Source organism: Prosthecobacter fusiformis (assembly GCF_004364345.1).
Classification (GTDB): domain Bacteria; phylum Verrucomicrobiota; class Verrucomicrobiia; order Verrucomicrobiales; family Verrucomicrobiaceae; genus Prosthecobacter; species Prosthecobacter fusiformis.
This window is the reverse complement of the sequence record NZ_SOCA01000016.1, coordinates 48,843-60,779: the sequence shown is the minus strand read 5'-3', so window position 1 is coordinate 60,779 and position 11,937 is coordinate 48,843. Positions and strand designations below refer to the sequence as shown.

Below are 11,937 nucleotides of genomic sequence, written 5' to 3'. Positions count from 1 at the left end.
GATCTCCACGCCCTCAAAAGCGTGGCCCCGTTGAAGCAATGAGACGCGCATGGTGTTGTCTAAGATGCTCAACATCTCCACGTCCTCAAAAGCGTGGCTCCGTTGAGGGGGGATAGGGGACTTGGTCTTTCTAGAGGATCTCTTGGGGGCACGGGCTTCAGCTTGTCAGCGCTGGCATTTGGGGCAGTGGAAGGTGGAGCGGTTGTTTTGGGTTTGGCGTTGGATGGGGGTGGTGCAGGTGGGGCAGGGTTGGGATTCTCTGTCGTAAACGCGGAGGGTTTGTTTGAAGTAGCCGGGCTCGCCTTTTTCATTGAGGAAATCGCGCAGGGTGGTGCCGCCCATTTCGATGGAGGCGGCGAGGACTTGGCGGATGGCCTGGACGAGTTTTAAGAGCCGGGGGGTGCTGACTTTTCCGGCGGCTTTCATGGGGGAGATGCCGGCCATGAAGAGGGCTTCGCAGGCGTAGATGTTGCCGACGCCAACGACGATATGGCTGTCCATTATGAGGGATTTGATGGGGGCGATGCGGCCCCGGCAGGCGGCTTTTAAATGGGCGGCGGTGAAGGCTTCAGAAAGGGGTTCGGGGCCGAGTTCGGCTAACAAGGGATGTAACAAGGGGTCGCCATGGATGAAGAGGGCGGCTCCGAAACGACGGGGGTCATGGAGGCGGACCTGCATGTCGCGGTCGGTGGTGAGGGCGAGGTGGTCGTGCTTGCGCCAGGGGGTGGCGGGGTCCGTCACACGCAGACTGCCGGACATGCCGAGGTGCAGCAGGAGGGTGCCTTTGGCGCTGGTGAAGAGGAGGTATTTCCCGCGCCGGTTGCCTGCGGTAATGAGGGAACCTTCGAGCTCATGGATGGTGTCCGGGATGGGCCAACGCAGTCGGCTTTCGCGGACGATCACTTCGCGGATGCGCCGACCGACCAGATGGGGGGAGACGCCGCGGAGGGTGGTTTCGACTTCGGGCAGCTCGGGCATCGGCGGGGATCAATCCACGATATTTTCGCTACTTAGTGTTAGGCGAGGCGCGGGCTGACGGCTTATTTGCTTTCGCCCATGGCCTGCTCCAGGGCACGCCAGCCGAGCATGGCGCATTTGACGCGCTGGGGGAATTTTTGGACGCCTTCGAGGAGGATGAGTTCGCCGAGGGCGTCTTCGTCTTTGACGGGGGCATCGCCTAGGACGACGTGGCGGAAGTCTTCGAGCATGGCCCGGGCTTTTTCGCCTTCGGTTCCTTTGATTTTGACGGTCATCATGGAGGCGCTGGCCTGGCTGATGGCGCAGCCCTGGCCGGTGAATTTGATGTCTTCCACCTGGCCTGCGGGGCCGAATTTGACCCACATGTCGATCTCGTCCCCACAGGTGGGGTTGTCGCCGTGGACGTGGACGCAGTCCCCGGTGAGCTGGCCGTGGTTGCGTGGATTTTTGGAGTGATCGAGGATCACTTGCTGATACAGGTCGCGGAGTTCGTCGGAGAGGGCCATCAGGAGAAGAATTTTACGGCTTGGTGGAGGATGTTCATCATTTGATCCACCTCGGCGTGGGTGTTGTAAAAGTAAAAACTGGCGCGGCTGGTGCCGGGGAGTTTAAACCGTTTCATGAGGGGCTGGGTGCAGTGGTGGCCGCCGCGGAGGGCGAGGCCGTAGGTATTGGCGAATTCGACGAGGTCGTGCGGATGGGCGCAGTCGAGGGCGAAGGCGATGAGGGAGGCGCGGGGCTGGCGGGGGCCGAGGATGCGGATGCCGGGGAGGGCCTGCATCTGGTCATAGGCATAGGTGGTGAGCTGGTTGCCGTGGGCCTGGATATTTTCGAGGCCGATGGATTCGAGGTAATCGATGGCGGTGCCGAGGCCGATGACGTCGGCGATGTTGGGAGTACCAGCTTCGAATTTGGCGGGGGGGGCTTTGTAGGAGGATGTATCGAGGGTGACGGTGGTGATCATTTCTCCACCGCCGTGCCAGGGGTCCATTTTTTCCAGGAGTTCATACCGGCCATAGAGAGCACCGATGCCAGTGGGGGCGCACATTTTGTGGCCGGAGAAGGCGTAGAAGTCGCAGCCGATGTCTTGCACATTCACGGGGAGGTGACCGACGGCCTGGGCTCCATCTACGAGGGTCATGGCACCGAGGGCGCGTGCTTTGGCGCAGAGGTCTTTGACGGGGTTGATGGTGCCGAGGGAGTTGGAGATGTGGACGCAGGCGAAGACTTTGACTTGGTCTGTGAGGAGGGTTGCGGCGGTGTCCAGGTCCAGGGTGCCGTCTTCCAGGACGGGGATGTGCTGGAGGATGGCGCCGCTGCGTTTGGCGGCGAGCTGCCAGGGGACGAGGTTGCTGTGATGCTCCATACCGGTGAGCAGGATGATGTCTCCTGGTTTCAGGTATTGGGCTGACCAGACCTGGGCGACGAGGTTGATACCTTCGGTGGTGCCGCGTGTGTAGATGATTTCTTCCTCGCGAGCTGCGCCGATGAAGCGGGCGACTTTTTTGCGGGTGGCCTCGAAGGCGTCGGTGGCGCGCATGCTGAGTTCATGGAGGCCACGATGCACGTTGGCATGGTCGTGCTGATAGTAGTGGACGAGGGCATCGATGACCTGACGCGGCTTTTGGCTGCTGGCGGCGTTATCGAAGTACACGAGCGGGTGGCCGTGGACCTCCTGGTTGAGGATGGGAAAATCAGCGCGCAGTTGTGGCCAGTCCATGGGGAGTATTCAGAGAGGTGTGCCCTATCACTGGTGGATACGCGGCGCAAGCTGTGGTGGGCGGCATGACGGTGCGGAATCTGGGGTGGTGAGTGCCAGGGAGACTGGCAGGTGGGGTGATGGGGAGATTATGAAAAAATCCCCAAATGGGGATTTTTGGGGCTAAGTGTCTGATCCTCAGCGCTTTGTGGATGGGGATATTTTCCCCATGGGGGGATTTTTTGGGGATGGATGGGGAATGCTGGGGAAATGATGTTATTGGATGTTTGGGGGTGTGACGGCGGGCTGAATGGGGAGACATGGCTGGCTTTGAATGTCGGGCATGGTGACCGGGGGTGGCAAGGGGATGCAGGGGGGACTTGGGCTAAGTGGGGAAATGAGTTTGGGGGCTGGGTATAAATCGATCATGCTCAAGCACTGAAGGTTGATGGCTGAGGTGGGAGGAGTACTTTGTGTTTTGCATGTGGGGCGGGGTTCCTCTATGACTGGGGGGCTTTTCAATCATGCGTTATCGTTTGCACGAACATCCGGCGTTTCCGGGGCTGCTTTCTAAGGAGGATTTGTTTCTTCTGGTGGAGAGGGGGTCGCTGGCGCGGGGGGATCTGTGCGCGGATACGGTGACGGGGCGGGATCATACGGTGGGGGATGTGATCGGGGAGATGCGGGAGGCGCGGGCACGGGCGGGGGCGAGGATCGACCGGCCGATGTTTCGGGAGATCCGGGCGGATGATCCGGGGGAGGTGGAGGAGGAACTGCCAGGTGATGATGAGGCTGAGGAGGAGGGGCTGCTGGACCCGGAGGTGTATACCCCTGCGGGGGAGCTGATCCTGCACCGGTCCCACCCTTCGTGGTTGGGGGCGGGGAAGGCGCTGTTTCTGGTGATGCTGCTGTGGATCACCACAGGGATGCTGATGAGGGTGGAGCCTGATTATGCGCCGCTTTCCGCGATGCTGGGGATGGGGGTGCTGGTGGCGGTGTGGGTGGCGCGGGCGACGCGGGTGTATCTGGTGACGGAGGAGCGGGTGGAGGTGGTATGGGGGATTTTGGGGAAGAGCTCGAAGGAGGTGAGGATCTGTGATATCCGCAGCATCGATGTGTATGAGAGCGGGCTGAAGGGGTTGCTGGGCCTGGGCACGGTGGATTTTTCTTCGGCGGCGAATGCGGGGATCGAGGTACAGTTTCGCGATATCCGGGGGGCGCATGCGGTGAAGGAGCTGGTGAGGCAGTTGCAGCGGGGGACGGGGAGGTCGGAGGGAGGAGGGCTGTAGATTTTTTGGGGGAGGAGCGGAGGGACTGGGGGACGCTGTTTTTACAGGATTAACAAGATTGACAGGATTGACAGGATTTTTGGGAGGGGGTGTTGTCGGAGGGCGGGAATTTGGAGGGATGTCGATTAGATTGGCGGCGGAGCCGCGGGGGATGGAGAGGTGATTTGAGAGAAGCGGACGGGGGGTTCAGAACGGTCTTGCGCGGGACGCACAAGACTGCACGCGAGACGCGTGCGCTCCATGGGGGACGGGAGGCGGAGTGAAGGAAGGTGGTTTTTGAATGCCGACGGATCGTCGGCGCTCCATGGTTGAGGGGCGGACGAGGGTTTGAGAACGGTCTTGCGCGGGACGCGCAAGACTGCACGCGAGACGCGTGCGCTCGATGGGGGAGACGGGGATTTTGGGGTGGGGGTGAGTTTAGGTTGTCAAAAGGGGTGCATACGGCTTCATTCGTAGGCGTTCTCGCTGCATGGCTGCTCTTCCCCCCGCTGATACTCTCCAACCTGTGGAACTCGCTGATGGCGTGGAGATCCATCTGCGGGTGGCTGGCCCGGGGCCGCGCAGTGTGGCGTGGCTGGTGGATCTGATCATTTTTATCCTGACCCTCATCGCCATCATCATTGTGCTGGGGGTGCTGACCTCCAGCCTGGGGGATAAGACGGTGCAGGGCATCCTGCTGCTGTGCATGTTTGTGCTGGGGTGGTTTTACAATGTGTTTTTCGAGATGGGGAAACGGGCGGCGACGCCGGGGCAGCGGATGATGAAGCTGAAGGTGGCGAGTGTGTCCGGTGCGCCGGTGCGGCTGCCGCAATCCATCATCCGCAATCTGCTAAGGGTGATCGATTTTATGCCGGGGTTTTACCTTTTCGGGCTGACGTGCTGCCTGTTTACGCAGCGCTTCCAGCGGCTGGGGGATCTGGTGGCGGATACGGTGGTGGTGTATGCGGAGCCAGTGCTGGTGAAAAAGGCGACGCATGCGGTGAATGCACTGCCGCTACCGCCGCCGGTGCCGCTGTCCCGTGTGGAGCAGGCGGCGCTGCTGCAATTTCTGGAGCGGGCACCGCAATGGTCTGATGCACGCAAGACGGAACTGACGGATCTGCTGGAGCCGCTGACGGGGGAGACGGGGATCGCGGGCCTGAGGCAGGCCTGCGGGATGGGCCTGTGGATCCAGAAGGGTGGGCAAGAATAAACGGAGGATGCGATCATGAGCCCGAGCCAATTTGAAAAAGAAAATGAGCAACGCTGGCAGCGGCTGGACAGGCTGCTGACGGAGGTGGAGGCGGGTAAGAATAATGAGGGGGTGGAGGAACTGCCGCAGCTTTTCCGCCAGGCGTGCCATGACCTGAGCGTGGCCCAGCACCGGATGTATGGGGGGCACCTGATCGCGCGGCTGAATACGCTGGCTATTGATGGCTACAGGGCGATCGAGCGGCGGACGAGTGGCGGGGGGGAGAAGATGGTGAAGATGGTTTTCACGGAGTTTCCCCAGGCGGTGCGGCGGGAGCGGGGGCTGTTTTGGTTTTGCATGGCGATGTTTTGGCTGCCGTTTTTGTTTCTGGCGATCTGGTCGCCGTTTGACCCGGAGTGGGCGATGTCCATCCTGGGGCCGGAGGGGATGATCCAGATGGAAATGATGTATGGGAAGGATACCTCGCCGCTGGATTATATGCGGGAGGAGTTCGGATCGAACTTTGGGATGTTCGCTTTTTATATCTTTAACAATGTGGGGATCGACCTGCGGACTTTTGCGGGGGGGCTGCTGGGCGGGGTGGGGTCCATTGTGATCATGGTTTTCAATGGGGCGCATCTGGGTGCGGCGACGGGGTATGTGCACCATGCGTGCAATCCGGAGACGTTTTATTCCTTTGTGGCGGGGCATTCGGCACCGGAGCTGATGGGGGTGGTGATCTCCGGCATGGCGGGGATGCGGCTGGGGCTGTCCCTGGTGAAGCCGGGGGTGTATGACCGGAGGACGGCGCTGGTGCTGGGGGGGAGGAAGGCGCTGGTGCTGATCACGGGGGCGGCGCTGATGACGGCGTTTGCGGCGGTGATCGAGGGGTTTTGGTCGGCGAATCCTTTTCCACCGATGGTGCGCTATGTGGTGGGGGGAATGATGTGGATGCTGACGCTGGGGTATCTTTTTCTGAGCGGGAGGGAGCGGGAAAATGAGGCTTGAGGATCTGACGGTGGCCCTGCGGCCACGACAACCCTGGGAGGCGGTGGACCTGGGCTGCACGCTGGTGCGGCGGGACTATGGGCGCATCCTGCTGCTGTGGATGATCACGGTGGTGCCGGTATGGGCGGTGCTGGCGGTGCTGCTGTGGGAGCACCCGCTGTGGTTTGGCAGCATCGTGTGGTGGCTGAAGCCGCTGTATGACCGGCTGCCGCTGTATCACCTGAGCCGGGCGGCCTTTGGCGCGCGGCCGACGCTGAAGGAGACGCTGCGTGCGTGGCCGGGGCTGTGGTCGCGCTTTTTGTTATCCGCGCTGATTTTTCGCAGATTGTCTTTTATCCGCAGCTTTGCCCTGCCGGTGTGGATGCTGGAGGGGCAGCGGGGGAAGGCTGTGGGGAAGAGGCTGACGGCGCTGGCGACGGATGGTGGCAGCAGCGGTGCGATGCTGACGTGGGTTTTCGTGAAACTGGAAATCGCGGTCTGGCTGGGGCTGGGGGTCCTGGTGAGCACTTTTGGCCCGGCATCAGGCCTGCCTGAATGGAATGAATTTTTCCTCAACCCGGAAGCGATGATGGAGACTTCCAAGTCGCAGTTCTGGTTTAGCAACCTTCTGTACCTGGGGGCGGTGACGATGATGGAGCCGTTTTATGTGGGCGGGGGTTTTGGGCTGTACCTGAATTCGCGCATCAAGATCGAGGGCTGGGACATTGAGCTGACTTTTCGTCGGCTGGCGGCGAGGCTGCGGCCAGTGATGACGGCGGTGATCCTGGCGTGCGGGCTGCTGGGTGCGCTGGTGGGGAATGCGCAGGAGGGGGAGCCGAAGGAGGAGGTGAAGACAGCGCTGGAGGAGATCCTGGCGAAACCGGAATTTAAGGAGCATACACGCACGCAGCGGGTGTGGGTGCCGGAGGAAGTGGACCTGGGCGATGGACCGACAATAGGCGCGGGGGCTGGCTATGTGCTGGGGTATTTGTTTTACGGGGTGGTGATCCTGGTGGTGGCGGTGCTGCTCTTCCTGGCGGTGCGGTGGCTGGTGCTGAACCAGCATTTGTTCGGCTTTGCCAGACGGGTGAAGCGGGTGGCGGAACCGGCGGGGCCGCGTGTGGTGATGGGCATGGACATCGCCAGTGAGAGCCTGCCGGATGACATCACGGCGGCGGCGCGGGCGGCCTGGGCGGCGGGCAGGCTGAGGGAGGCGCTGAGCCTGCTGTACCGTGGGGCACTATCCCGACTGGTGGAGCAGCAGCGGCTGCCGATCCGTGACAGTGATACGGAAGATGACTGCCTGATGAAGGTGGCGGACCTGGGGGATGCGCCGGTGACGGAATTCTTCCGCGCGCTGACGATGATCTGGGTGCGCGCGGCGTATGCGGGCGAGGAGGCGAGGGAGGGCGAGTTCGAAAATTTATGCCGTACGTGGCCGTTCCTGGCAGGGGCTACGCGGGGGGCTAAACGGCCGGGTTTATTCCCGAGCACGGCGCTGCTTTTCATCCTGCTGCTGCCGTGGCTGGGGGCGTGCTCCAAGGGGGAGTGGGAGGATGTGACGCTGGATCTGGGCTATAAGGGGAAGGCGCGGACGGACCCATTTTTGGCGGCGCAGCAGCTGCTGGAGGAGTATGGGCATGAGACGGAGAGGAAGCCTTCTTTCAAAGAACTGCCGGAGGCTGAGGGGGTGGTCTTTGTATCGGGTGAATCCGGGATGCCGGAGGCGCGGGCGACGCAGCTCCTGGACTGGGTGGCGGATGGAGGTCATGCGGTGTATTTCCTGGCGGGATGTGCGCCGTACAATGACTGGAGCTATTTTGACGGGATGAGCACTTTTGGTTATGCTGGCAATGAGGACCGGGCGGACCCGATGCTGGAGAAGCTGGGGATCGAGGTGAAAGCGGAGATGGAGGAGGAGGACCTGAAGGAGATGTTCAAGAACAAGCTGCTGGAGGAGACCCGGCCTAAGAAGAAGAAAAAGGAGGAGGCCAAAGAAGCAGCGCCAGAAGGTGAGAAAAAGAAGATCGAGCAGCCGGAGGAGGTGCCGACGACGAACAGCATGATCCAACTGGACGGGGAGAGCTACGAGGTGGAATTCCCCAGCCTGCATACGATGGCCCTATCCCGGGAACTGGAGTATGGGGAGAGCCTGAGCGGGAGCCTGAAGCAGGCGACGATGCTGGACCTGAATTACGGCATCGGCCGGGTGACGGTGATCTCTCATGCGCGGCCTTTTAGAAACCGGTATGTGGATGAGAATGATCACGCGAGATGGCTGCTGGCGCTGGTGGGGGAGAGGGCGCAGGAGGTGCATTTCATCACCACTTTGCAGAGCAGCTTTTGGAATCTGCTGTGGAACCGAGCGTGGATGCCGCTGGTGGGGCTGGCGCTGGTGACGGTGGTGTGGCTGTGGCTGAACATGCCGCGCTTTGGCCCGCTGCGGCAGGTGCAACTGCATGATACGAAGCACTTTGCGGAGCACATCGGTGCGCTGGGGCAGTTTTTCTACCGGCTGAAGAGGCCGGATGTGCTGCTTTCCGCTGCGGCGGATGCGGTGCGCGTGAAGGCTGCGCGGAGGCACCCTTACCTGCTGCAGCAGGATGATGAGGCGATGATCCAGTTTCTGGTGGAGGCGACGGAGATGCCGGTGGAGCGCATCCGGTCAGCTTTCATGAGCGGTGGCAAACCGGCGGCGCATGAGATGGTGCGGCGTTTGCAGGATCTGCAGAGTTTGAAGACGGCGCTGGGGTGAGGGGGGACTTTTTTACAGGATTAACAGGATTGCAGGATTTACAAGATTTTGGGCGGGGTGGGTTGGATAGGTCCTGTGGCTGAATTGAGGGGCGTTCATTCTGAGGACTGTGTACTGAGGACTGAGCACTTGTTTTTGAATGCCGACGGGGCGTCGGCGCTCCAGGGTGGCGGACGGGGGCGCTAGAACGGTCTTGCGCGGGACGCACAAGACGGCACGCGAGACGCGCGCGCTCCAGGGCGGACGGGCTCAATAGAGATCCTCGGTGCCGATGTGGGCGGGGAGGGAGGGATCGGGGGTGCGGGTGGCGGAATCGGCCCAAAGGGTGTCTTCGGAATAACCAAAGGTGCGGGGTAGCGGGTGCAGGAGGGTGGTGAGCTGGCGCTCGAGCTCACGAACGAAGGCTTCGATGGCGGCTCCGTAGCGGGATTTGGCCAAGGATAATGAGGCGGCGGTGAGGCAGACTTCGAGGGTCAGCTCGCTGACGAAGGGCTCGAGGCCGTAACCGATCATGGCGACGGCGCGGTCACGCGGGGTATCGATGAGGAGCAGGACGCCATGGTTGTCCCCTGCCCTTTCGACGGCGCTGAAAAGGCTGCCGCGGTTGAAGAGCCAGAAGGCATGGACGGCGGGTGCGACCTCGGGTGTGAGGTCAAAGAGCACGGCGGCGAAACTGACCTGCGGAAAGCGCTGGTGGAGGATGTGGATGGTGCTGAGGGCGGCGCGGCGCTCGCTGGCGGAAAGCACATTGGACAGGTCGGCCAGCGGGGCCTCCAGCATGGGTGGGATGCCCATGGTGGGTGCGATGGCCTCCAGGGAGAATCCGCACCGGGAGCAGGCTGGATCATGCTCCAGCGCGGGATGTCGGCAGGCAGGGCAGCGCATGGCGGATAAGGAAGGGCGGGACGGGGATGCCGCAACGTCTTTCTAACGCCGGACGCGCCCGGACGGGGCCGGGACACGCAAGAAGGATGGATCAGGCGATTTCGCCAGTCACGGGGATGTAAGGATCTTCGTGGAGAACGGCGCGCTTGGAGCCGCTGAGCAACTTGATCCACTCGATGAGGCAACCGAGGAAAATGATCCCCACGGCCACCAGGAAGAAGCCGGTTACCCAGGAGTTCACAATGCCATCATAGCGCTTCTGCGTCCACAGGGCTATCTCTGCAGCCGTGCCGCCACCAGCCGCCAACTGAGCTCCAGCAGCCTTGGCCTGAGCCAGGAAGCCCATTTTTGGATCAGCATCAAACAGCTTTATGTAGCCGGCTGTAAAGGTGGCGCTCATGAGCAGTGCCAAGGGAAGCAGCGTTACCAGTAAGAAACGCGCTTTACCCATCTTGATCAGAAGCGTAGTACCAAGACAGAAGGCGATCACCGCCAGCAACTGGTTGGCGATTCCAAACAGCGGCCAGAGGGAATTGATGCCGCCCATTGGGTCCACCACACCTTGATAGAGGAAGTAACCCCACATGGCCACAAGGAGGGCGCTGGCGAAGACGTTGGCGGGGAGACTTTGGGTATTGCCCAGCGGTTTCCACATGTTCCCCATGAAATCCTGCAAAATGAAGCGTCCCACACGCGTGCCAGCATCAATCGTGGTCAGAATAAACAACGCCTCAAACATGATGGCAAAGTGGTACCAGAAGCTCATCCAGCCTGGGCCAAAAGCGCGGGAGAAAAGCTCGGCCATGCCCACGGCAAACGTGGGCGCACCGCCGGTGCGGCCGAACATGGTGTCCTCCTTGATGTTTTTGGCCAGCAGGGCCATGTGCTCTGCTGTGACCGGGAAACCAGCGTCTGTAATGGTCTTCGTCACCGCAGCAGCCTGACTCGGGTCAGTCTGCACGATCTTGGCCGCACCAGAGTTAATGGCGAAGTATTCACCGGGAGCGATTGTGCAGGCGGCAACCAGGGCCATCAGCGCTACCAGCATTTCCGTCACCATGGCGCCATAAGCCACACTGCGGATGGAGTCTTCACGATCCAAAATCTTCGAGGTAGTACCACTTGAAATCAGAGCATGGAAACCGGAGATGGCACCGCAGGCAATGGTGATGAAGAGGAATGGAAAGACTTTGCCTAATACTACTGGGCCAGTGCCGTCGATGTAGCGGGTCAGCTTCGGCATCTGCAACTCAGGTGCCACCCAGAGCACTACTAACGCCAGCACGGCCACCGTGCCGATTTTCATGAAAGTGCTCAAGTAGTCACGCGGAGCCAGCAACATCCACACCGGCAGTACGGAAGCCGTAAAACCATAAACCATGATGGCCCAAGCCACGTGGGTATCCTTCCATCGAAACGCTGCCTCCATGCCCCAGTCCGCCAGGTAATTGCCACCCCAGACACTGGCAATCAGGCCTACGATGCCAAAAATGGTCACGGTGCGCACACTTACCTTAAAGATAGTATGGCCGACGCCCATGATGAAGGCCAGGGGGATGGTCATGGCGATGGTGAACAGACCCCAAGGGCTATGGGCCAGGGCCTTCACCACCACCAAGCTCAACACGGCGAGCAGAATGGTCATGATGAGCAGCACGGAGATCATGGTCACGAAGCCGACGACTGAATTGACTTCATCCTTCAGCATCTGGCCGATGGATTTTCCACCGCGGCGGATGGAGGCGAACATCACGATGGCATCATGGACGCCACCGCCCAGGGTGGCACCGACCAGGATCCAGAGCATGCCAGGGAGATAACCGAACTGGGCTGCGAGCACGGGGCCGACCAGGGGGCCAGGGCCTGCAATGGCAGCAAAGTGGTGGCCGAAGACGACCCACTTGTTCGTAGGCACAAAGTCTTTGCCATCCTGTTTGGTATGGGCTGGCGTGGCGCGCTCTGCATCCAGGACCAGCACTTTGGTGATGAGCCACTTGCTGTAAAAGCGGTAGGCAACGGCAAAGGAGCACACCCCTGCGACCACCAGCCAGAGGGCATTGATGGTTTCACCTTCATGAAAGGCGGAAAATGCCACGGCTCCTGCGCCCAGCGCAGAGATGGCGGTCCAGAGGAGAATGCGAAGAACTTTTGGCATGGTGGGGCGTGGAGATTA

At 61.0% G+C, this 11,937-nt stretch carries 9 protein-coding genes; 4 read left to right on the top strand and 5 right to left on the bottom strand.

From position 1 onward, the window contains the following. Positions 1 to 165: 165 nt before the first annotated feature. The 3 genes from mutM to EI77_RS22155 all read right to left on the bottom strand — a co-directional run bounded on the left by mutM (position 166) and on the right by EI77_RS22155 (position 2,698). Positions 166 to 978 carry a bifunctional DNA-formamidopyrimidine glycosylase/DNA-(apurinic or apyrimidinic site) lyase gene (mutM, locus tag EI77_RS22165; RefSeq protein ID WP_133797503.1) on the bottom strand — a complete coding sequence of 271 codons (813 nt, stop codon included), beginning with the start codon at positions 976 to 978 and terminating at the stop codon, positions 166 to 168. A 62-nt stretch (positions 979 to 1,040) separates the two neighbouring features. Next, a complete protein-coding gene (gene sufU, locus EI77_RS22160; RefSeq protein ID WP_133797502.1) occupies positions 1,041 to 1,484 on the bottom strand; it encodes a Fe-S cluster assembly sulfur transfer protein SufU in 444 nt (147 codons plus the stop codon). After that, on the bottom strand, positions 1,484 to 2,698 hold the full coding sequence (locus tag EI77_RS22155) for a cysteine desulfurase (protein ID WP_133797501.1): 1,215 nt from the start codon (positions 2,696 to 2,698) through the stop codon (positions 1,484 to 1,486). Before EI77_RS22155 ends, sufU begins: the two co-directional genes overlap by 1 nt. Before the next feature lie 503 nt (positions 2,699 to 3,201). Here EI77_RS22155 and EI77_RS24045 point away from each other — a divergent pair. The 4 genes from EI77_RS24045 to EI77_RS22135 all read left to right on the top strand — a co-directional run bounded on the left by EI77_RS24045 (position 3,202) and on the right by EI77_RS22135 (position 8,879). Beyond that, entirely contained in the window at positions 3,202 to 3,966 is a 765-nt protein-coding gene (locus EI77_RS24045; protein ID WP_133797500.1) for a PH domain-containing protein, read from the top strand. Positions 3,967 to 4,435: 469 nt separating this feature from the next. After that, positions 4,436 to 5,158 (top strand): RDD family protein, encoded by a 723-nt coding sequence (locus EI77_RS22145; RefSeq protein WP_133797499.1) that lies wholly within the window; start codon positions 4,436 to 4,438, stop codon positions 5,156 to 5,158. Between the two features lie 15 nt (positions 5,159 to 5,173). Continuing rightward, on the top strand, positions 5,174 to 6,145 hold the full coding sequence (locus tag EI77_RS22140; RefSeq protein WP_133797498.1) for a stage II sporulation protein M: 972 nt from the start codon (positions 5,174 to 5,176) through the stop codon (positions 6,143 to 6,145). Beyond that, the gene (locus EI77_RS22135; protein ID WP_133797497.1) at positions 6,135 to 8,879 is read left to right on the top strand and encodes a DUF4350 domain-containing protein; all 2,745 of its coding nucleotides are present in this window, start codon (positions 6,135 to 6,137) and stop codon (positions 8,877 to 8,879) included. The genes EI77_RS22140 and EI77_RS22135 overlap by 11 nt, the downstream gene beginning before the upstream one ends. Before the next feature lie 249 nt (positions 8,880 to 9,128). Here EI77_RS22135 and EI77_RS22130 read toward each other — a convergent pair whose 3' ends face one another. Then, on the bottom strand, positions 9,129 to 9,764 hold the full coding sequence (locus tag EI77_RS22130; RefSeq protein WP_133797496.1) for a TPM domain-containing protein: 636 nt from the start codon (positions 9,762 to 9,764) through the stop codon (positions 9,129 to 9,131). A gap of 91 nt (positions 9,765 to 9,855) precedes the next feature. Beyond that, on the bottom strand, positions 9,856 to 11,919 hold the full coding sequence (locus tag EI77_RS22125; RefSeq protein ID WP_133797495.1) for a carbon starvation CstA family protein: 2,064 nt from the start codon (positions 11,917 to 11,919) through the stop codon (positions 9,856 to 9,858). Positions 11,920 to 11,937: the final 18 nt, after the last annotated feature.